Source organism: Actinomadura sp. 3N508 (genome assembly GCF_044326375.1).
Classification (GTDB): Bacteria; Actinomycetota; Actinomycetes; order Streptosporangiales; family Streptosporangiaceae; genus Spirillospora.
The window spans coordinates 405,779-426,856 of record NZ_JBIRAX010000008.1; the positions used below are offsets into that span (position 1 = coordinate 405,779).

Here is a 21,078-nt window from a genome sequence, read left to right on the forward strand (position 1 = left end):
TGGAATAGACCACTATCCGTGGCCTGACCTGGGCAAACACCCTCCCGCGCAAGGGGCGCCGAGCGAGGTCCGGATTCGCGGGTACAGTCCCGGCCAAACAGGGCAGCGGACCCGCCGCCCGGGGGACCGCGACCCCGCGCGCCCCCGCCGCGGCGGGCCGGTACTGCCGCTGGGAGGAACCGGAGCGTAAAGGAGCTCCCCGTGCCGAAGTTCGTGTACGACTTCACCGAGGGCAACAAGGACCTCAAGGATCTGCTGGGCGGCAAGGGCGCCAACCTGGCCGAGATGACCAACCTCGGACTGCCCGTGCCCCCCGGGTTCACGATCACCACGGAGGCCTGCCGCCACTACCTGGAGCACGGGAGCCCGCCGGAGGGCCTGGCGGACGAGGTGAACCGGCACCTCGCCGCGCTGGAGTCCGCGATGGGCAAGAAGCTCGGCCAGAGCGACGATCCGCTGCTGGTCAGCGTACGTTCCGGCGCCAAGTTCAGCATGCCGGGCATGATGGAGACCGTCCTCAACGTCGGGCTGAACGACGAGTCGGTCCTCGGCCTGGCCGCGCAGGCGGGCGACGAGCGGTTCGCATGGGACTCCTACCGCCGGCTGATCCAGATGTTCGGCAAGACCGTCCTGGACATCGACGGCGACCTTTTCGAGGACGCCGTCGAGGACGTCAAGCGCGCCCGCGGCAGCGACGACGACGCCGACCTCACCGCCGACGACTTCAAGGCCCTCGTCGACCGGTTCAAGGGCATCGTCCGGGAGAAGGCGGGCCGCGAGTTCCCGACCGACCCGCGCGAGCAGATGGACCTGGCCGTCGAGGCGGTGTTCGGCTCCTGGAACGCGCCCCGGGCCGTCCTGTACCGGCGCCAGGAGCGCATCCCCGTCGACCTCGGCACGGCGGTCAACATCTGCGCGATGGTCTTCGGCAACATGGGCATGGACTCCGGGACGGGCGTCGCGTTCACCCGCGACCCCGCGTCCGGGCAGCAGGGCATCTACGGCGACTACCTGCAGAACGCGCAGGGCGAGGACGTCGTCGCCGGCATCCGCAACACCGTCCCGCTGACCGAGCTGGAGCGCATCGACAAGGCGTCCTACGACCGGCTTCTCGACATCATGGAGACGCTGGAGAACCACTACCGCGACATGTGCGACATCGAGTTCACGATCGAGCGCGGGAAGCTGTGGATGCTCCAGACCCGGGTCGGCAAGCGGACCGCCGCCGCCGCGTTCCGGATCGCCTGCCAGCTCCTCGACCAGGGCCTCATCGACGCCGACGAGACCGCCCGCCGCGTCACCGGCGACCAGCTCGCCCAGCTCATGTTCCCCCGCTTCGCCAGCAAGGTCGAGGACGTCCAGAAGCTCACCAAGGGCATGAACGCCTCGCCGGGCGCGGCCGTCGGCAAGGCCGTCTTCACCACCGAGCGGGCCGTGGAGCTCGCCGGGCGGGGCGAGGACGTCATCCTCGTCCGCCGCGAGACCAACCCCGACGACCTCGCCGGGATGGTCGCCGCGAAGGGCGTCCTGACCTCGCGCGGCGGCAAGACCTCGCACGCCGCCGTCGTCGCCCGCGGCATGGGCAAGACGTGCGTGTGCGGCGCCGAGGAGCTGGACGTCGACGTCAAGGGCGGGCAGTTCACCGCGCCCGGCGGCGTGACGGTCGGCGAGGGCGACGTGATCTCCATCGACGGGACGTCCGGGGACGTCTACCTGGGCGAGGTACCCGTCGAGGACTCGCCCGTCGTGCGGTACTTCGAGGGGGAGCTGTCGGTCGAGGACGGCGACGACCTGGTCAAGGCCGTCCACCGGATCATGGAGCACGCCGATTCGCGGGCGGCGCTGAAGGTCCGCGCCAACTCCGACAACCCCGACGACTCGGCCCGCGCCCGCCGCTTCGGCGCCGCCGGGATCGGGCTGTGCCGCACCGAGCACATGTTCCTCGGCGACCGCCGCCAGCTCGTCGAGAAACTGATCCTCGCCGAGGACGAGGCCGGGCGGAAGGCCGCGCTGGACGCCCTGGAGCCCCTCCAGCGGCAGGACTTCGAGGGCATCTTCGCGGCGATGGACGGGCTGCCGGTCACGATCAGGCTGATCGACCCGCCGCTGCACGAATTCCTCCCCGACCTCACCGAGCTGTCGGTCAAGGTCGCGCTCGCAGGCGACAAAGCGGATGCCAAAGACCGGAGACTGCTCGAAGCAGTCACCCGACTGCACGAGCAGAACCCTATGCTGGGCCTGCGCGGCGTGCGGCTGGGTTTGGTGATTCCGGGACTTTTCGGAATGCAGGTCCGCGCGATCGCCGAGGCCGCGGCGGCCCGGCGCAAGGCGGGCGGCGACCCGCGACCCGAGATCATGATCCCGCTCGTCGGGGCCGTCCAGGAGCTGGAGTCCGTCCGCGACGAGGCCCGCGCCATCCTGGCCGACGTCAAGGCCGCCACCGGCGTCGACGTGCCCGCGCTGATCGGCACCATGATCGAGCTGCCGCGGGCCGCGCTGACCGCCGGGCAGATCGCCGAGGCCGCCGAGTTCTTCTCCTTCGGCACCAACGACCTCACCCAGACCACCTGGGGCTTCTCCCGCGACGACGTCGAGGCGGCGTTCTTCTCCCGGTACCTGGAACTCGGGATCTTCGGGGTGTCGCCGTTCGAGACCCTCGACCGGGACGGCGTCGGACGGCTCGTCCGCATCGCCGTGGAGGAGGGCCGCCGCGTCCGCCCCGGCCTGCACCTCGGGATCTGCGGCGAGCACGGCGGCGACCCCGACTCGGTGCACTTCTGCCACGACGTCGGCCTGGACTACGTGTCGTGCTCGCCGTTCCGCGTCCCCGTGGCGCGGCTGGAAGCCGGCCGGGCCGCGATCGAGGCGGACGACGCCTCCGGCTCCCAGGGAGGCAGCGACAGCCGCTGATCGTCCCGCCCGGATGATCTGTGGGCGGGATGACATGCCAAACCGGCGAACCGAGCGCATGCGCCGGACCATCTAACCTAACGTGTCCGATGCGATGACGTTGGAAGTGGATGTGCCGGAGACCGAGCACGCGACCGTCCGGCCGGAAGACGCCGATGCCGGCCCCGACGCGCCCGAGGCCGGCGAGCCCGGCGACACCGGACGCCGGGGTCGCCGGGGCCGGCGCAGGCGGTCGCCCTGGTTCACGATCCCGGCGAGCATCCTCGCCGGGCTGGTGGCCATCGCCGTGCTGACGCCGCTCGCCGTCGGCGCGCGGGTCTGGTACCAGGCCCGCCAGGACGAGCGGCCCCGCTCCGACGCGATCATCGTCCTCGGCGCGGCGCAGTACAACGGCGTGCCGTCCCCGACGCTGGAATGGCGGCTCCAGCACGCCCTCAAGCTCTACCGCGCCGGCGTCGCGCCCGCCATCGTCACCGTCGGCGGCAAGGCGCCGGGCGACAACTACACCGAGGCCGCCGCCGGGCGCACCTGGCTGATCAAGAAGGGCGGGGTGCCCGCCTCCAAGGTCTTCGCGGTGCCCGTCGGGCGCGACACGCTGGAGAGCATGCAGGCCGCGGGCAAGGAGTTCAAGCGGCACCACTGGACGTCCGGGGTGATCGTCACCGACCCGTGGCACGGGCTGCGCTCCAAGAGAATGGCCGAGGACAACGGGATCGAGGCGGCCGCGTCCCCGACGCGCAGCGGCCCCAGCGTCCAGACCCGCGGCACCCAGTTCAACTACATCGTCCGGGAGACCGGGGGTTACCTGTCGTACGTCCTGCTGGGCAAGAGCGTGAAGACGCCGAGCGAGACCGTCAAGCGCATCCACATCGACCCGTCCGCCGACCCATCGGCCGGCTGATCCGCCGGTCCGCGGAACCCGGACCGGCCGTGGGCGTGCCCGCTTACCCTGGATAGGGCCATGACGACCAATTCGATTCACGGGGAATCCGGCCACGGAAACTCCGCCTACACGGCTCGGGACCGGGAACGCTGGGCGCCCGAGCCCGCCAAGCGGCGCGACCGGACGGCCTTCGAGCGCGACCGCGCCCGCGTCCTGCACAGCGCGGCCCTGCGGCGGCTCGCCGCGAAGACGCAGGTCGCCTCGCCCGGCGCGGACGCCACCGCCGACACCGTGCAGAGCCTGCGCACCCGGCTGACCCACTCGCTCGAATGCGCTCAGGTCGGCCGGGAGCTGGGCAAGTCCTTCGGCTGCGACCCCGACCTGGTCGAGACGGCGTGCCTGTCCCACGACATCGGGCACCCGCCGTTCGGGCACAACGGCGAGGCCGCGCTCGACGTCGTCGCGCGCGACTGCGGCGGCTTCGAGGGCAACGCGCAGAGCCTGCGCGTCCTGACGCGGCTGGAGCCCAAGTCGTTCGCGCCGGACGGCCCGCCCCTGCACGGCCGCAGCGTCGGCCTCAACCTGACGCGGGCGGCCCTGGACGCCGCGATGAAGTACCCGTGGTCGCAGGCCGAGGCCGTCAACGGGAAATTCGGTGTGTACGCGGACGACACGGACGTCGCGAGCTGGGTCCGCGAGGGCGTCGAACCCGGCCGGACCTGCTTCGAGGCCCAGGTCATGGACTGGAGCGACGACGTCGCCTATTCCGTCCACGACCTGGAGGACGCGCTGGTCGCCGGGCACATCGACTTCGCCCGCCTCGCCGACCCGGCCGAGCGGCGCCTCGTCGCCGCCACCGCGATCAAGCTGTACTGCGCCGACGCCGACCTCGCCGAGCTGGAGGAGCGGTTCGAGACGCTGCTCGCCGAGCCGTACTGGCCGGACCGCTACGACGGCAGCCCGCGCAGCCTCGCCGCGCTGAAGAACCTCACCAGCACGCTGATCGGGCGGTTCTGCCTGGCCGCCGAGGCGGCCACCCGGGACGCCTACGGCGACCGGCCGCTGACCAGGTACGCGGCGGAGCTGATCGTCCCGCGGGCGCAGCGGCTGGAGAACGCGCTGCTCAAGGGCATCACGGCGCACTACGTGTGGATCAGCCACGAGGAGGTCAGGGCCCGCCAGCGGACGCTGATCACCGAGCTTGCCGGCCTGACCCTCGACGGCGCGCCCGAAACGCTCGAACCGGGCTTCCGCGCCGCCTTCGAGGACGCCACCGACGACGCGGGCCGGCTGCGCGCCGTCATCGACCAGATCGCGTCGATGACCGACCTCACCGCGATGGCCCGCCACCGCATGCTGGACGCCCGCTCCCGCTGACCGCCTGCGCCTTCCCGGCCCGGCCCGGCCCGGCCGCGGAAATGCGCCCTCTGGCCTGGGTGTTGTGCCGACTACGCCCCCGACGCGCGCAACCATGACACTTGTCTCGTTACGGAGGCCGCTGTAGGGATAGCTACAGGTCAACTACAGGAGGTCGGTCGTCATGCCCGAGGAGACGTTCGTCATCGCCGGTGCCAGCCTGGCGGGTGCCAAGGCGGCGGAAACGCTCCGGGAGGAGGGCTTCACGGGCCGGCTGCTGCTGATCGGGGACGAGATCGAGCGGCCGTACGAGCGGCCGCCGCTGTCCAAGGGCTTCCTCCTGGACAAGGAGCCGCGCGAGAAGGCCCACGTCCATGAGGCGGACTGGTACGAGAAGCACGACGTGGAGCTGCGGGCCGGTGTCTCCGTCGCCTCCATCGACCGGGACGCGCACCAGGTGCGCCTGTCCACCAAGGAGCCGATCGGCTACGCCAAGCTGCTGCTGGCGACGGGCGCGTCCCCGCGGCGGCTCGAAGTGCCCGGATCCAAGCTGCAGGGCATCCACTACCTGCGGACGATGGGCGACTCGGCGGCGCTGAAGCAGGCCCTCATGCACGGCGGGCGGCGCGTCGTCGTCGCCGGGGCGGGCTGGATCGGGCTGGAGACGGCCGCCGCCGCCCGCACCCACGGCAACGATGTGACGATCATCGAGCCGGAGCCGACGCCGCTGCACGCCGCGCTGGGCCCCGAGCTCGGCGGCGTCTTCGCCGACCTGCACCGCGAGCACGGCGTCGACCTGCGGCTCGACCAGGGCGTCGCCGGGTTCTGGGGCGCCGGGCAGGTGTCGGCCGTCGTGACCTCGGGCGGTGCCGAGGTGCCCGCCGACGTCGTGATCGTCGGCATCGGCGCGCGGCCCAACACCCGGCTCGCCGAGGAGGCCGGTCTCGACGTCTCCGACGGCATCCTCGTGGACGCGTCGCTGCGCACGTCCGACCCCGACATCTACGCGGCCGGGGACGTCGCCAACGCCTACAACCCGCTGCTCGGCCGCCGGATCCGCGTCGAGCACTGGGCGAACGCCCTGAACGGCGGCCCGGCCGCCGCCCGCGCCATGCTCGGCCAGGACGTCTCCTACGACCGCGTCCCGTACTTCTTCAGCGACCAGTACGACCTGGGCATGGAGATGTCCGGCGTCGCGTCGCCGGGGGAGTACGACGAGGTCGTCTACCGCGGGGACGTCCCCGGCCGCGAGTTCATCGCGTTCTGGCTGTCCGGCGGGCGGGTCGTCGCCGGGATGAACGTCAACGTGTGGGACGTCACCGGCGACGTCCAGGCCCTGATCCGCTCCGGCCGCCCCGTCGACACCGCCCGCCTGGCCGACCCCGGCGTCCCCCTGGCCGATCTGGCCTGAACTCGCGCGCCGCGAGGCCCGTAAGGGACGTACAGTCTGCTAGGTGGTTACGGACAAGATCGCGACGCTCGGCCGGGCCCGCGTCGCCGTGACGCTGGCGTTCGTCGCGCACGGCCTGCTCGTCGCGGCGTGGGTAGCGCGCATCCCGCAGATCAAGGAGCATCTCGGGCTGAGCGAGGGCTCGATGGGCGTCGCCCTGCTGGGCGCGCCCATCGGCATCGTGATCGCGGTGCGCTTCGCGGGCCGGATCGTCGCCCGCTGGGGCAGCCGGGCCACGACCCTCGCGGCCGGGATCGTCTGCGCCGTGTCGCTGGTCCCGCTCGGCCTGGCCTGGAACCTCGGTGCGCTGATCTGCGCGCTGCTGCTGATGGGCGCCTCGCTCGGCCTGATGGACGTGGCGATGAACGCCCAGGGAGTGGCCGTCGAGCGCGGCTACGGGCGCCCGCTGATGTCCGGGCTGCACGGCGCGTACAGCATCGGGACGCTCGTGGCCGCGCTCATCGGCTCGGGCGCGGCGCACGCGGACGTCCCCGTCCCGCTGCACCTGACCGCGGCGGCGGCGGTGCTCGCGGTGCTGATCGCCATCGGCTGCCGCGACCTTCTGGATCGTTCCGCGGACGCCGTCCCAGAGCACGACCCCGCCCCGGCCGCCCGCCCCGATGCGGCTCCCGAGGTAGCGAGGGCGTCGTCCGGGTGGCTGCTGATCACGCTCGGGGTGATCGGGCTGTGCTCGTTCGTCGGCGAGGGCGCCATGGCCGACTGGAGCGCCATCTACCTGCGCGAGGACCTCGGCACCGGGCCGGGCGCCGCCGGGCTCGGCTTTGCCGGCTGCGCGGTGGCGATGACCATCGGGCGGCTCGCCGGGGACCGGGTCGTCGCCCGGTTCGGCCCCGTCCCGGTGCTGCGGACCGGTTCGCTGATCGCCGCGCTCAGCCTCGGGCTCGGCCTCGCCGCGGGCCATCCGGTCGCCGCCGTGGCCGGCTTCACCCTGTTCGGCCTCGGCGTCGCGGTCGTCGCGCCCGTCACCTTCAGCGCGGCCGGGAACGTCCCCGGTGTGCCCGCCGCGTCCGGGATCGCCCGGGTCACCGGAGTCGGCTACCTGGGCCTGCTCGGCGGGCCGCCCGTCATCGGGTTCATCGCGCAGGGCGTGGGGCTCACCTGGGCGCTGGCCGTCCCGGTCGGGCTGGTCGGGCTGATCGTCCTGCTGGCCCCCGCGACCGCGACGGCCGCGGCCCCGGCCGCCGAGACCACGGAGCCCGCCACCAAGACCGAGTGTTGAAGAACACGACGCTGATCTTTTGGGTGGGTTGCGACCTTGGGATATGTCCTAGTCAGGTAAGGTCTGGGCGAGTGAGCACCATGCAGCGGTCAAGACCGGTCAAAACGGTCGAGTCCGCCCCGGCGTACCGGGTCTTCCTCCGAGGCAGGCTTCTGATCCGCGGCAAGTTCCTGAGCGAGCTGCTCAGCTTCGGCTTCGTCGGCGTCGTCGGCACCCTCATCATGATCTTCGGCGCCAACCTCATGCGCGCCTGGCTCGGCGGCAGCCCCGTCACGAGCGTCGTCATCCCGACCGTGGTGTCCACGCTGGCGTCCTACCTGCTCAACAGGTACTGGGTGTTCCGCCACCGCGACAGCGACGGCTCCGGCCGCGAGGTCGCGATCTTCTTCGCGCTGAACGGCGTCGGGCTGCTCATCCAGGTGCTGTGCACCGGCTTCACCTACTACACCCTCGGCCTGCACGGCGGCGTCGCCTACAACGGCGGGCTCCTGGCCGGTGTCGCGCTCGGTGCGGCGTTCCGCTACTGGTCGTACAAGAAATGGGTGTTCACCCCAGCGGCCGCGTGAGCCGCCTCGACGAGGAATGGCCCGCGCACCGTCCCGCCGTGTTCGGCGCCGCGTACCGCATCACCGGCAGCGTCGCCGACGCGGAGGACATCGTCCAGGACGTGTGGATCCGCGCGCATGCCCGTGACGGCGTCGACGACGTCCGCGACCTGCGGGCCTGGCTGATCACCGTGGCGGCCCGGCGCGCCTACGACGTCCTCGGCTCCGCCCGCGCCCGCCGTGTCGACTATGTCGGCCCCTGGCTGCCCGAACCCCTCCTGACCGGCCCGGACGCGGCCGAGCCCGTGCTGCTGGACGAGACCGCCGGGACCGCGATGCTGCTGGTCATGGAGGAGCTGTCGCCGCCGGAACGTGTCGCCTTCGTCCTGCACCAGGCGTTCGACGTCCCGTACGAGCAGATCGCGGACGTCCTCGGCAGGACGCCCGCCGCCTGCCGCCAGCTCGCCTCCCGCGCCCGGCGCAAGATCGCCGCGGCCCTGCCGCGCCGTCCGGCCCCCGTGGCGGAGCGGGAGCGGGTGCTGAAGGCGTTCCGCTCCGCCTACGAACGGCGCGACGAGGCCGCGCTCCTCGAACTACTGGACCCGGACGCGACCTACACCACCGACGGCGGCGGCCGCGTCTTCGCCGCCCGCAAGATCATCGCCGGCGCCGGACGCGTCGTCACCGCGCTGCTCAGGGTCAGCGCCCGCTCCGCGCTGCGGCTTGTCCCCGCGCAGGTCAACGGCCGTATCGAGTTCCTCGTGTACCGGGACGGCCGGCTCACCGCCGTCGACACGGCGGAGGTGGCCGACGGCCGTATCACCGCCTACCGCCGCGTCCTGAACCCGGCAAAGCTGCCTTCGCCACGGGAAGGCCGCCGGTAGTCCGCCGGGATCGGTGCCCGTCAGCGTCCCGCGGGGACGAGCTTCCCGGTCTGTATCAGGGCCTCGCCCAGGGTGCCCGCCAGGTCCTGCCCGGTGGCCTGCGTGAAGATCGCGTGGTCGACGCCGTGCTCCGCCAGGCGCCCGATCGTGTCCACGACCTCGTCCACGGACGGCGGGCTGGTGAAGTAGCCGAGCGAGGTCTTCTCGATCTCTTTGTAGTCGCGTCCCTCGCGCTCGCAATGCTCGCGCAGCACGTCCAATTTGCGGGGCAGTTCTTCGCCGTCGAAAAGGTTGCATGCGTCGGCGTACTTGGCGACGAACCGCAGCGTCTTCTTTTCCCCGCCGCCGCCGATCAGGATCGGCGGATGCGGATTCCTCAGCGGGGGTGGCGAATTCAGCGGGCGCTCCAATGTGTAATGGTCGCCTTCGAATGCCGATTCATCGCCCTTCCACATCTGGCGGGCGATCCGCAGGGTCTCCTCCAGCCGCTCGAACCGCTCCGCGACCGGCGGGAACCGGACACCGAGCCCCCGCGACTCCTCCTCGTTCCAGGCCGCCCCGATCCCCAGCCAGGCACGCCCGCCGGACAGCACGTCCAGCGTCGTCACCGTCTTGACGAGAATGCCGGGGTGCCGGTAGGTCACGCCGGTCACCATCGTGCCGAGCGTGATCCGCTCCGTCAGCGCGGCGGCGTAGGCGAGCGCGGAGTAGCTCTCCAGCATCGGCTCCTCCTGCGGACCCACGACATCGATCTGGAAGAAGTGGTCCATCACCCACAGCGAATGCAGCCCGGCCTGGTCGGCGTCCCTGGCCATTCGGCCGAACGTCGGCCCGATCCGCTCGGGTCCGCCGGGAAAGGTGAAACTCGGAATCTGGAGTCCAACGCGCATGACAGACCTCTCGTCATCGTGACTCTGCGGGTTTGCCTCTGTCGCGTCCCACCCTGCGTGCTGGAGCGCGCTCCAGGTCAAGCGCCCACCCGGTGCGGGCCTCGGTGCACGGGTTGACCTGGAGTGGACTCCAGGTGGGACCCTGAAGGACGTGACCTCCTACTCCCCAGGCGAGACCGCCGAGAAGAGCGGCTTCAGCATCGACACGCTGCGCTACTACGAGAAGATCGGGCTGCTCTCGGGCATCGCCCGGAACGCGTCGGGACGGCGCGTGTTCAGCGACGACGACCTGCAGTGGCTGGAGATGCTGCGCTGCCTGCGCGGAACCGGCATGCCGATCGCCGAGATGCTCCGCTACTCGGAGCTGGCCCGCGGCGGTCCCGAGACGGTGCAGGAGCGGCTCGAACTGCTCCAGGAGCACGACCGCCGGGTGGAGGAACAGATCGCCGAGCTGCGCGAGCGGCAGGAGCAGATCCAGTGGAAGATCCGCTTCTACAGCGGCTCGCTCTGCGGGGACCTCCCCGCCTGACCCGCGAACCTCAGGAACTCACGGGCGCCTGGGGCCCTCGTGGGAGTGGATCTCCCTGGGCTTCGGCTTCGCGGGCGTCCGGTGGACGGGGTTGACGCGCTTCCCGTCGGCGCCGAAGAACAGGACCCGCTCGAAGTCCACGGTCAGCGCGACGTGGTCGCCGCGGTTCGGCCGCTCGCCCGCCCCGATCCGGAAGATCAGGTCGGCGCGGCGGCGATGGTGGCCGGCGTGCTCCTCGACCGGCGGCTCGGTCTGCGCCGGCTTGCCGATCATGGTCCGCACCCGGTCGAGCAGCTTGGGCCGTTCGGGCTCGTAGGACGCGGGCGCCGCGGGGCGTCCCACCTCGGTCGCGTCGACCGTGATGATGCCGGTCTCGGCGTAGGCGAGCCACTCGTGCCCGTGGAACTCCAGCGCGCGGATCTGGCCGGACAGGACGGTCCCGGCCGCCGCCGGCGCGCCCGGGGCGATGGGCATGAGGGTGTCCGGGCGGATCCCGACGGTGACGGTCTGGCCGTGGTGGCTGATCAGCGAGGACGCCCTTGGGTCGTTCCAAGGGAGCATCAGCCGCTGCGCGCCGAAGTCGAGCAGCAGGCCCTCGCCCTCGACGGCCCACAGGGTGGCCTGCAGCAGGTTGATGGGCGGCGAGCTGAGGAACGCGGCCACGAACACCGTCGCCGGGTCCTCGTAGATCTGCTCTGGGGTGCCGACGTCCTCCAGGACGCCGTCCCGCAGCACCGCCATCCGGTCGGCCATCGTCATGGCCTCGACCTGGTCGTGGGTGACGTAGACGGTGGTGGTGCCGGTGGAGCGCACGAGCGCGGCGATCTCCACCCGCAGCTCGGTGCGCAGCCCGGCGTCGAGGCTGGACAGCGGCTCGTCCATCAGGAACAGCGACGGCTCGCGGATCAGCGCCCGCCCGATCGCGGCCCGCTGCCGCTGCCCGCCGGACAGCGTGCGCGGCAGCCGGTCGATCATCGAGTTGATGCCGAGCGCGCGCGCCAGCTCGTGGACCTTCGCCTGCGCCTCGGCGCGGTCGTCCCCGGAGACCTCCAGCGGGAACATCATGTTGCCCTTGACCGTGCGGTGCGGGTAGAGCGCGCCCTCCTGGAACACCATTGCCACGTTCCGATCGCGCGGCTGCAGGTCGTTGGCGACCACCCCGTTCAGCCACAGGTCGCCGCTCGTGATGTCCTCCAGCCCGGCGATCATCCGCAGGATCGTGGACTTGCCGCAGCCGGACGGTCCGAGAAGGACGAACAGCTCGCCGTCGTTGATCTTCAGGCGGACATTCCGAACAGCGGTCACCCCACCTGGGTACACCTTGTCGACGCCGTCGAGTACTACATCCGTCATCGGTCCGCCTGGGGGTTAAGCATGAAATTCCGGTCCGTCATCACATCGTGCGACGGTCCGCGTTGTCCAGAGTAAAACCGGTATGACCTGTGGCCTGATCGGCCGAGTCCGGCCATGAACCCTCAGATATCGGTCGCCGGGGGAGGAACTCCGCCTCCGGCCGTGCAGAGCATAGCTGGTACGTATCAGTTGCTCGGCTGGTATGCCGCGGGCGGTCCGGACGGCGCGGGATCGGGCGTGCGGCGCCGGATGTCGGGGCACCGCCGTAGACTCCTCGTCGTGGCAGGCCGTATTCGCAATGAGGACATCGCGCTCGTCCGGGAGCGATCGTCCATCGCCGACGTGATCGGTGAGTACCTGCAGCTTCGCAACGCGGGCGGCGGGAACCTCAAGGGCCTCTGCCCCTTCCACGACGAGAAGTCGCCGTCGTTCAACGTGACGCCCGCGCGCGGGCTGTACTTCTGCTTCGGCTGCGAGGCGGGCGGCGACGTCATCAAGTTCGTCCAGGAGATCGAGCACCTGTCCTTCAGCGAGGCGGTGGAGCGGCTCGCGGCGCAGGCCGGCATCCAGCTCCGCTACGAGGACGGCGGCGGCCGCGGCCCCCGGCAGGACGGCGGCCAGCGCGCCCGGCTCATCGAGGCGCACAAGGCGGCCGCCGAGTACTACGCCGAGCAGCTGGCCTCGGCCGACGGCGCGATCGGCCGCACGTTCCTCTCCGAACGCGGCTTCGAGGCCGCCGACGCCGAGCACTTCGGCGTCGGGTTCGCCCCCCGCGAGTGGGAGGGCCTGGTCCGGCACCTGCGCGGGCGCGGCTTTACCGACCGCGACATCATCGCCGGCGGCCTCGCCAAGGAAGGGCGGCGCGGCCCGATGGACCGGTTCCGCGGCCGGCTGATGTGGCCCATCCGCGACCTGTCCGGCGACGTCATCGGCTTCGGCGCCCGCAGGCTCTACGAGGACGACGACGGCCCCAAGTACCTGAACACCCCCGAGTCGCCGCTCTTCCACAAGGGCTCGGTCCTGTACGGGGCCGACCTCGCGAAGAAGGAGATCGCGCGGCGGCGGCAGGCCGTGGTGGTCGAGGGCTACACCGACGTGATGGCCTGCCATCTGGCGGGCGTCCCGACGGCGATCGCGACCAGCGGGACGGCCTTCGGCGACGAGCACATCAAGGTGCTGCGCCGCCTCCTCATGGACCAGGACGAGTTCCGCGGCGAGGTGATCTTCACCTTCGACGGCGACGCGGCCGGGCGGAAGGCGGCGCTGCGCGCGTTCGACGACGAGCAGAAGTTCGTCTCGCAGACGTTCGTCGCGATTCAGCCCGACGGGCTCGACCCGTGCGACCTGCGGATCCGGCACGGCGACGCCGCCGTCCGCGATCTGGTCGCCGCGCGGCTGCCGCTGTTCGAGTTCGCGGTGCGCAGCGCGATCGAGCAGCACGACCTCGACACCGTCGAGGGGCGGCTGAGCGCGCTCGACGCGGCGGCCCCGGTCGTCGCCGCCATCAAGGACCGGTCGCGCCGCCACATGTACGCCGTCAACCTGGACCGCTGGCTCGGGATCATGGACGAGCAGTTCGTGCTGCGGCGCGTGCGCGAGCTGGCGGCCCGCCGCCACGGCCGCGCCCAGAGCGGCAACAACAGGAGCGGCAACAACAGGGGCGGCAACAACAGGGGCGGCGACAGCCACCGGGGCGAGGCCGGAAGCGGCCGGGCCGGAAACGGCCGCGCGGGCAACGGGCGCGACGCCGGCGGCCAGGTCGAAAATGGCGGCGACGAGAACGGGCGCCACGGGCCCGCCGGTGCGGGGGCCGGGCGCCCGGCGTTCGATCCCAGCGATCCGGAGGTGCAGCGGGAGCGGGAGCTGCTGAAACTCGCCGTCCAGCGCCCGGCGGTGCTGGGGCCGGCGTTCGACGACGTCCCGGCGGAGGCGTTCATCGCCCCGCCGCACGCCGCGGTCCGCAGCGTCATCGCGGCCGCCGGCGGGGTGACCGCGGCGGGCGGCGTCGCGGAATGGGTCGCTCTTCTCCTGGAGCGTGCCCCGGATGACCAGGTCAGAGACCTGATCACCAAGTTCGGAGTCGAGCCTTCGCGCTCCGCCCAAGATTCGGGCGACCGTTATGCCGCGGAACTGCTGGCCCGAATACAGGAACGCCAGCTCACGAGCATGATCGCCAGCGCGAAATCTAAACTCGGGCGGCTGAATCCGGTCGAGGCTCCCGAGGAGTACCACCGGCTCTTCGGCGATCTTGTCGCTCTTGAGCAGCAGAGACGGGTGTTGCGGGAGCGAGGGCTCGGGTCACAGTAAGTCAAGGGACCGCAAAATAGGTCCTGTGATCTTGGCTCCATTTGACGCAAACTGTCTGGGTGGGCCCTTCGGTGCTGCCAAGCGAGGCGCCATCGGTTGATCAGGTGGCGGACCTCGTCGCACGTGGCAGAGAACGCGGCGGCGTGACCGTCGAGGACGTTGCTGCCGCGCTCGATCGCTCGGACTTGCCGGACGACTCCTTGGAACGGGTCGTCCGGATGCTCGCAGAGCAGGGGGTGGAGGTTCTCGAGTCTCAGCAGGAGACCGAGGACGTCGCGCGAGCGGACGAGGGTGACCTCGGCAAGCGGGCGCCGACGAGCGACCTGGTTCGGATCTACCTGAGAGAGATCGGTCGCGTACCGCTACTCACGGCAGAAGATGAGGTAGAACTCGCGAAATCGATCGAGGCGGGACTGTTCGCCGAGGAGAAGATGGCGCATACCGCCGTCCTCGCCCGCGGCGAACTGCTCGACCTCGAACAGCTCTCCCGCGAGGGCACGCGGGCGAAGCAACGACTGATCGAGGCGAACCTCCGGCTGGTGGTCTCGATCGCGAAACGCTACGTGGGCCGGGGAATGCTGTTCCTCGACCTGATTCAGGAGGGAAATCTCGGACTGATCCGCGCGGTCGAGAAATTCGACTACACCAAGGGGTTCAAGTTCTCGACCTACGCCACCTGGTGGATCCGGCAGGCGATCACCCGCGCGATCGCCGACCAGGCCAGAACGATCCGGATCCCGGTGCACATGGTCGAGACGATCAACAAGCTGGTCCGGGTGCAGCGGCAGCTCCACCAGGACCTCGGCCGTGAACCCAGCCCCGAGGAGATAGGCCTGGAGATGGGGCTGTCGCCCATCCGGGTCGTGGAGATCCAGCGGATAGCGCAGGAACCGGTCTCGCTCCAGTCGCCGATCGGCGAGGAAGACTCCGATCTGGGCGACTTCATCGAGGACGCGGACGCCGTCGTGCCGATCGAGGCCGCGGCGTTCATCCTTCTCCAGGACCAACTGGAGGACATCCTGGGCACCCTGTCGGAACGGGAGCAGCGCATCATCCAGCTGCGCTTCGGCCTGACCGACGGGCATCCGCGCACGTTGGAGGAGGTCGGCAGGGAGTTCGGCGTGACGAGGGAGCGGATCCGCCAGATCGAGTCGAAGACCCTGGCGAAGCTGCGCCACCCGTCCCGCGCGCAGATGCTGCGCGAGTACCTGGACTGACCCCCGCCACCGGCGAAGCCCGCCCCGAAGCCGGAACGGGACAGGCCAAGCCGGGACCGCACAACCGATAGCCGGACGAAGACGAACGAAGCCGGTACCGAGAGAGCGACACGACGACCGCCCTCCCGGCGGCCGAACCGCCGGGAGGGCGGTCGCATGCGCGGCCCCGGCGCGGAGTACCCGCCGGACGCCGGCGCGTGGTACCCGCCGGACGCAGGCTCGCGGTGCCTGCCGGACGCGCGGAAACGTCTGCCGGCCGCCGTCCTGACAGCTGAGTTGAGAGCGGCTGTTGCGGCAATGCGTCGCATTTCGTCCTGACGGTGATTTACCGTGGTGGGCATGCTGATCGTGACGACTGATGGCGTGGCGGGGTACGAGATCAGGAGCGTGCTCGGGGAGGTCCTCGGCACGGCCGTGCAGTCCGACCAGGCCGCCGCGCCACAGCCCGGGCACGGCGGGAGCAGCGCCACGTTCCGGGTTACGGGGGAGCAGCCCGCGGCCGGGCTCGGCGCCGCCCGCCGCGAGGCGGTGGACCGGCTCGGCGAGGAGGCGCGCCGCAAGGGCGCGAACACCGTGGTCGGCATGCGCTTCGACACGGCCGTGGTCGGCGGCGCCGTCGAGGTCTGCGCGTACGGGACGGCGGTCTGGGCGGAGCCCGCGCAGGCACAGCAGCGCGACCAGGCGCCGCAGCAGCAGCACCCCCATCCTCAGCAGCAGAAGCAGCCCCCGCCGTACGGCGACCCGCAGGCCGGTGGCCCCCCGATGGTCGCCCGCAACCTCACGATGGGCCTCCACGACCGCCCCCGCTGACCCGCGCCTTCGATCTTCGCGATCAGCCCTGTCCGGCGCGTTCCGCGCGGATACGGGCGACGACGTCGCCCGCGGCGGTCTTGATCGCCTCCAGTTCCTGCAGGTAGGCCCAGTAGTCCGGGTGTGAGCCGGTGAGCCGGTTCGGCGCGTTCTCCAGCCGTTCGACGAGCGAGTCGAGCACCCGGGCGTGCTGCGGCGCGGCCCCGCCCGGCTGGGCCATGGCGAGGCGCTGCGCGTCCCGCACGGCGAACTGGACGCTCTGCACCGGCTTGGCCGGGTCCGCCTCGACGGCCTTCAGCTCCTCGACCCGTCCGGTGACCTGCCCGGCGCGGCGGTCGGCGGCGTTCAGCTCGGTGCGGGCGGCGGTGAGCGCCTGCTGGGCCTGCTTCCATTCGGCGCGGGAGGTGTGCTGGGACGCCTCGTTCAGCCGCTCCCGCGCCCGCGTGACGGCGGCCTCGATCGACTCCGGCGCGCCCTTCAGGTCCACCCAGCAGGACTGCGAGTAGCCGCGGAGCAGCACCTTCATCGCGTCCTTCACGGGACCCACGCGGTTCGCGACGACGTCCACGCGGGTGCGGGCGGACGCGAGCGAGTTGCGGACCTTCTGCGCCATCTGCGGCAGCTCCGCGGCGGCCTCGCGCGCCCGCTCGGCGATCTCGCGGACCTCCTCGGCCTTGCGGATCGCCCCGTCCAGCCCGAGCCCGCCGAGCCCCTGCGAGCCGAGCTGCGCGAGGATCTCCTTGGCCTTGGCCAGCTCGGCCTCGGGGTCGGAGGCGTCCATCCCGGCCCGGGCGGCGGCGGTCACGGCGGCGTCCGCGGCGGCGACGGCGTCGCGGGCGGCGGTCAGGCGGGGCGGGAGCTGGTCGAGGGCGGCCTCAAGCCGCGCCATCTTCGGGGCGAGGCGCTCGGCGAAGCCGTTCAGGTTGCGGGTGATCTGCTGGAGCCGCTCGGTGGACGCGACGAACGCGCGCCGGGCCGCGTCGTACTCGGCGGGTGTCCGGTCCTGGTCATCGACGTCGTGGGCGTCGAGGACGGAGATGTAGGCGACGGCGGCGGCGTCCGCGGACTCGGCCAGCCCGGTGAACTCCCGCCGGACGGGCTCGGCGGCCCTGGCGTCCAGATCCTCGAACACGGTGACGCGGCCGTCGAGGTACTTCTGCGCCTGGTCCATGTCGTAGAAGGCGGTCGAGGCCGCCTCTCTCGCCTCGATCGCCCCGGAAGCCGCCTGCGCCCCCCGGTTACGGCGGCGCTGGTCGCCCGCTCCCCGCAACGCTTCCTCCCCTCGCTCGTCCGTCCCTGCCCAGTCTGGCGCAGACAGCCGGGATTTTGTGCGCCCGACCCGTCCCGTGTATGGGGGATTGGACGACTCGTCGCTTAATGCTCCGCCGCGACTGGAACGGATAGCATCGCTCCTACGTCGGAAAGGCTGGGCGCCGGGGCGGCGCCCGAAACAACGGCATGCGATCTTGGAGGCCCATCGTGGGTGTCAGTCTCAGCAAGGGCGGCAACGTCTCGCTCACCAAGCAGGCCCCCGGCCTGTCCGCGGTGACCGTCGGTCTTGGCTGGGACCTGCGCACCACGACCGGAACCGACTTCGACCTGGACGCCTCCGCGATGGTGCTGGACGGCTCCGGCAAGATCATCACCGACCAGCACTTCGTGTTCTTCAACAACCTCCGGACGCCGGACGGCGCGGTCGAGCACACCGGCGACAACACCACCGGCGCCGGCGAGGGCGACGACGAGCAGCTCAAGGTGAACTTCGGCGCGATGCCGGCGACGGCCGAGCGGGTGGCCTTCGCCGTGTCGATCTACGAGGCCGACAGCCGGAGCCAGAACTTCGGCCAGGTCCGCAACGCCTACATCCGCGTCCTGAACCAGAGCGACGGCACGGAGATGGCCCGCTACGACCTGTCCGAGGACGCCTCGATGGAGACCGCGATGGTCTTCGGCGAGCTGTACCGTGCCGGGGCGGAATGGAAGTTCCGCGCGGTCGGCCAGGGATACGCCTCCGGCCTCGCCGGGATCGCGCTCGACTTCGGCGTCAACCTCTGACCGGCCCTCCGCGAAGATCGTCCGACCGGACCCACGGACACGACGCACATAGACGACGCACATAGACGACGCACATAGACGACGCACATAGACACCGACTCTCCAGGAACAGACTCTCCAGGAAGGGAGTGGCCCGAACATGGGGGTTTCACTCGCCAAGGGCGGCAACGTCTCGCTGACGAAGGCCGCCCCCAACCTCACCGCGGTCACCGTGGGCCTCGGCTGGGACGTCCGAGCCACCACCGGCGCCGACTTCGACCTCGACGCGTCCGCGCTGATGCTCGCCTCGACCGGCAAGGTCATGTCCGACCAGCACTTCGTGTTCTTCAACAACCTGAAGAGCCCGGACGGCTCCGTCGAGCACACCGGCGACAACCTGACCGGTGAGGGCGAGGGCGACGACGAGTCCATCAACGTCGACCTCAACGGCGTCCCGGTCGAGTGCGAGCGCATCGTGTTCCCCGTGTCGATCTACGACGCCGACAACCGGCAGCAGAGCTTCGGCCAGGTCCGCAACGCCTTCATCCGGATCGTCAACCGGACCGACGGCAACGAGCTCGCGCGCTTCGACCTCACCGAGGACGCCTCCACCGAGACGGCCATGGTCTTCGGCGAGCTGTACCGCCACAGCGGCGAGTGGAAGTTCCGCGCGGTCGGCCAGGGGTACGCCTCCGGACTCGCCGGTATCGCCGTGGATTTCGGTGTCAACGTAGGCTGAGTGCCAAGGTGGGGTGAGGCTGAACGTAGGCTGAGGCGTCGACGCCGGCTCATCGCCCGGCGCCCCCGCATCCCCGGCCGCCACGCCCGGCCGACTTTCCTAGCAGAAATACGCGCATGATTCTTCGCACCTTCGGGTGGTCCTTCGGCGTCACGGTCGCTGGCCTGCTCATCGCCCTCTTGTACGGCGGACCGGCCGGGCTCGCGCTGGTCGCCGTGCTGGCCGTCCTCGAGATCTCGCTGTCGTTCGACAACGCCGTGGTCAACGCCAAGGTGCTCGACCGCATGAGCCCCTTCTGGCAGAAGATCTTCCTGACGATCGGTATCGCGATCGCGGTGTTCGGCATGCGGCTGATCTTCCCGCTGCTGATCGTCGGGGTCACCGCCAAGCTGAACCCGTACGAGGCGTTCGACCTGGCGTTGAACGACTCCGACCGGTACCACCAGCTGATGGAAGACGCCTACCCGATGATCGCGGCGTTCGGCGGCATGTTCCTGATGATGCTGTTCCTGGACTTCGTGTTCGAGGAGCGGGCCAACAAGTGGCTGCCGTGGCTGGAGCGCCCGCTCGCCCGGATCGGCAAGCTCGACCAGCTCGCGGTGGTCGTCGCGGGCGGTGCGCTGGCGTTCGTGTCGTGGCTGGCCGCCGACGACCCGGGCGAGGTCATGATCTCGGGCGTGCTCGGCATGATCACCTACATCCTGGTCAACGGGCTCGGCGAGCTGTTCTCCGGGGCGGGCGAGGACGACGACGAGGGCGAGGGCTCGGAGGAGGGCGCCGGACGGTCCGGGCCGAGCTCGCTGGCCCTGGCCACCGGCAAGGCCGGGTTCTTCCTGTTCCTGTACCTGGAGGTGCTGGACGCCTCGTTCAGCTTCGACGGCGTCATCGGCGCGTTCGCGATCAGCACCGACCCGATCGTCATCGCGCTGGGCCTCGGCATCGGCGCCATGTACATCCGGTCGCTGACGGTCTTCCTCGTCCGGAAGGGCACCCTGCACGAGTACGTGTACCTGGAGCACGGCGCGCACTGGGCGATCGGCGCCCTCGCGGTGTGCATGCTGGTCAGCATCGGCCACCACGTGCCCGAGTGGATCACCGGCGGGCTCGGCGCCGGGCTGATCATCGCGGCGTTCGTGAGTTCGGTCGTCCGGAACCGGGGCGAGGACGAGGCCGGGGCGGCGGGCGACGCCGGCGGCCCGTCGGTCGGCGACGGCGCCGAGAAGCCGCTGGAGCCCAGCACCAAGACCCAGTAACCGGACACCCCGCATCGGCAGATCCCCAGCCCGGGACACACATCGATCGCGACACACATCGATCACCAAGGGAGCCGAACGATGTCCATCTCGCTGCAGAAGGGGCAGAAGGTCTCGCTGGCCAAGCCCGGCGGAGGCACGCTCACCCGGGTCAGGATGGGCCTGGGCTGGGACGCCGTCGCCAAGAAGGGCCTGTTCGGGAAGGGCAAGGCCCGCAACATCGACCTGGACGCGTCGTGCCTGCTGTTCGACGGCAGCGGCAACCTCGCCGACCAGGTGTGGTTCCGGCAGCTGCGCAGCAAGGACGGGTCCGTCCAGCACACCGGCGACAACCTCACCGGCGCGGGGGAGGGCGACGACGAGGTCATCAACGTCGACCTGCAGAACGTCCCGGCCAACGTGACCCAGCTGGTGTTCACCGTGAACTCCTTCACCGGCCAGGACTTCTCCCAGATCGCGAACGCGTTCTGCCGGATCGTGGACGAGACCACCGGGCAGGAGATCGCGCGCTACGACCTGACCGGCGCCGGGCAGCACAACGCGCAGATCATGGCGAAGGTGTCGCGGGACGGCGACGGCTGGTCGATGACGGCGATCGGCGCGACGGCGACCGGCCGGACGTTCCAGCATCTGCTGCCGGCCGTGTCGACGCACCTGTGACCAGCGTCTGACGGGGCG

18 protein-coding genes are annotated in these 21,078 nt (G+C 71.0%); 15 read left to right on the plus strand and 3 right to left on the minus strand.

Annotated features, from left to right (window positions below; translation table 11 throughout):
* Positions 1–201 precede the first annotated feature (201 nt).
* The 7 genes from ppdK (at position 202) to sigJ (ending at position 9,268) form a co-directional block, all read left to right on the plus strand.
* Entirely contained in the window at positions 202–2,910 is a 2,709-nt protein-coding gene (gene ppdK / locus ACH34S_RS28335) for a pyruvate, phosphate dikinase (RefSeq protein WP_395955844.1), read from the plus strand.
* A gap of 94 nt (positions 2,911–3,004) precedes the next feature.
* Complete coding sequence (locus tag ACH34S_RS28340; RefSeq protein ID WP_395955845.1) at positions 3,005–3,811, plus strand: YdcF family protein; 807 nt, start codon at positions 3,005–3,007, stop codon at positions 3,809–3,811.
* A gap of 60 nt (positions 3,812–3,871) precedes the next feature.
* Positions 3,872–5,170, plus strand: a complete 1,299-nt coding sequence (locus tag ACH34S_RS28345; RefSeq protein WP_395955846.1) for a deoxyguanosinetriphosphate triphosphohydrolase — start codon at positions 3,872–3,874, stop codon at positions 5,168–5,170.
* Positions 5,171–5,333: 163 nt separating this feature from the next.
* On the plus strand, positions 5,334–6,560 hold the full coding sequence (locus ACH34S_RS28350) for an NAD(P)/FAD-dependent oxidoreductase (protein ID WP_395955847.1): 1,227 nt from the start codon (positions 5,334–5,336) through the stop codon (positions 6,558–6,560).
* Between the two features lie 43 nt (positions 6,561–6,603).
* Complete coding sequence (locus tag ACH34S_RS28355; protein ID WP_395955848.1) at positions 6,604–7,839, plus strand: MFS transporter; 1,236 nt, start codon at positions 6,604–6,606, stop codon at positions 7,837–7,839.
* An 80-nt stretch (positions 7,840–7,919) separates the two neighbouring features.
* A complete protein-coding gene (locus ACH34S_RS28360) occupies positions 7,920–8,405 on the plus strand; it encodes a GtrA family protein (RefSeq protein ID WP_395955888.1) in 486 nt (161 codons plus the stop codon).
* Positions 8,402–9,268 (plus strand): RNA polymerase sigma factor SigJ, encoded by an 867-nt coding sequence (gene sigJ / locus ACH34S_RS28365; protein WP_395955849.1) that lies wholly within the window; start codon positions 8,402–8,404, stop codon positions 9,266–9,268. The genes ACH34S_RS28360 and sigJ overlap by 4 nt, the downstream gene beginning before the upstream one ends.
* 20 nt (positions 9,269–9,288) lie before the next feature.
* Here sigJ and ACH34S_RS28370 read toward each other — a convergent pair whose 3' ends face one another.
* Entirely contained in the window at positions 9,289–10,158 is an 870-nt protein-coding gene (locus ACH34S_RS28370; RefSeq protein WP_395955850.1) for an LLM class F420-dependent oxidoreductase, read from the minus strand.
* Between the two features lie 151 nt (positions 10,159–10,309).
* Here ACH34S_RS28370 and ACH34S_RS28375 point away from each other — a divergent pair, with 151 nt between their 5' ends.
* Positions 10,310–10,687, plus strand: coding sequence for a MerR family transcriptional regulator (locus tag ACH34S_RS28375; protein ID WP_395955851.1), 378 nt, complete (start codon positions 10,310–10,312; stop codon positions 10,685–10,687).
* 18 nt (positions 10,688–10,705) lie between these two features.
* On the opposite strand, the gene ACH34S_RS28380 is transcribed toward ACH34S_RS28375, so the two are convergent.
* Positions 10,706–12,040 (minus strand): ABC transporter ATP-binding protein, encoded by a 1,335-nt coding sequence (locus tag ACH34S_RS28380; RefSeq protein ID WP_395955852.1) that lies wholly within the window; start codon positions 12,038–12,040, stop codon positions 10,706–10,708.
* Positions 12,041–12,319: 279 nt separating this feature from the next.
* On the opposite strand from ACH34S_RS28380, the gene dnaG reads away from it, so the two are divergent.
* The 3 genes from dnaG (at position 12,320) to ACH34S_RS28395 (ending at position 16,374) form a co-directional block, all read left to right on the plus strand.
* Complete coding sequence (gene dnaG, locus ACH34S_RS28385; protein WP_395955853.1) at positions 12,320–14,347, plus strand: DNA primase; 2,028 nt, start codon at positions 12,320–12,322, stop codon at positions 14,345–14,347.
* Between the two features lie 71 nt (positions 14,348–14,418).
* A complete protein-coding gene (gene rpoD, locus ACH34S_RS28390) occupies positions 14,419–15,564 on the plus strand; it encodes an RNA polymerase sigma factor RpoD (RefSeq protein ID WP_132176093.1) in 1,146 nt (381 codons plus the stop codon).
* A gap of 339 nt (positions 15,565–15,903) precedes the next feature.
* Positions 15,904–16,374: a YbjQ family protein gene (locus tag ACH34S_RS28395; protein ID WP_395955854.1), complete on the plus strand. Its 471-nt coding sequence runs from the start codon at positions 15,904–15,906 to the stop codon at positions 16,372–16,374.
* A 22-nt stretch (positions 16,375–16,396) separates the two neighbouring features.
* Here ACH34S_RS28395 and ACH34S_RS28400 read toward each other — a convergent pair whose 3' ends face one another.
* A complete protein-coding gene (locus tag ACH34S_RS28400) occupies positions 16,397–17,644 on the minus strand; it encodes a molecular chaperone DnaJ (RefSeq protein WP_395955855.1) in 1,248 nt (415 codons plus the stop codon).
* Positions 17,645–17,853: 209 nt separating this feature from the next.
* On the opposite strand from ACH34S_RS28400, the gene ACH34S_RS28405 reads away from it, so the two are divergent.
* The 4 genes from ACH34S_RS28405 to ACH34S_RS28420 all read left to right on the plus strand — a co-directional run bounded on the left by ACH34S_RS28405 (position 17,854) and on the right by ACH34S_RS28420 (position 21,060).
* On the plus strand, positions 17,854–18,429 hold the full coding sequence (locus ACH34S_RS28405; RefSeq protein WP_395955856.1) for a TerD family protein: 576 nt from the start codon (positions 17,854–17,856) through the stop codon (positions 18,427–18,429).
* Positions 18,430–18,568: 139 nt separating this feature from the next.
* Complete coding sequence (locus ACH34S_RS28410; protein ID WP_395955857.1) at positions 18,569–19,147, plus strand: TerD family protein; 579 nt, start codon at positions 18,569–18,571, stop codon at positions 19,145–19,147.
* A 116-nt stretch (positions 19,148–19,263) separates the two neighbouring features.
* Positions 19,264–20,400 (plus strand): DUF475 domain-containing protein, encoded by a 1,137-nt coding sequence (locus tag ACH34S_RS28415; protein WP_395955858.1) that lies wholly within the window; start codon positions 19,264–19,266, stop codon positions 20,398–20,400.
* 81 nt (positions 20,401–20,481) lie between these two features.
* On the plus strand, positions 20,482–21,060 hold the full coding sequence (locus ACH34S_RS28420; RefSeq protein WP_395955859.1) for a TerD family protein: 579 nt from the start codon (positions 20,482–20,484) through the stop codon (positions 21,058–21,060).
* The last annotated feature ends 18 nt before the right edge of the window (positions 21,061–21,078 follow it).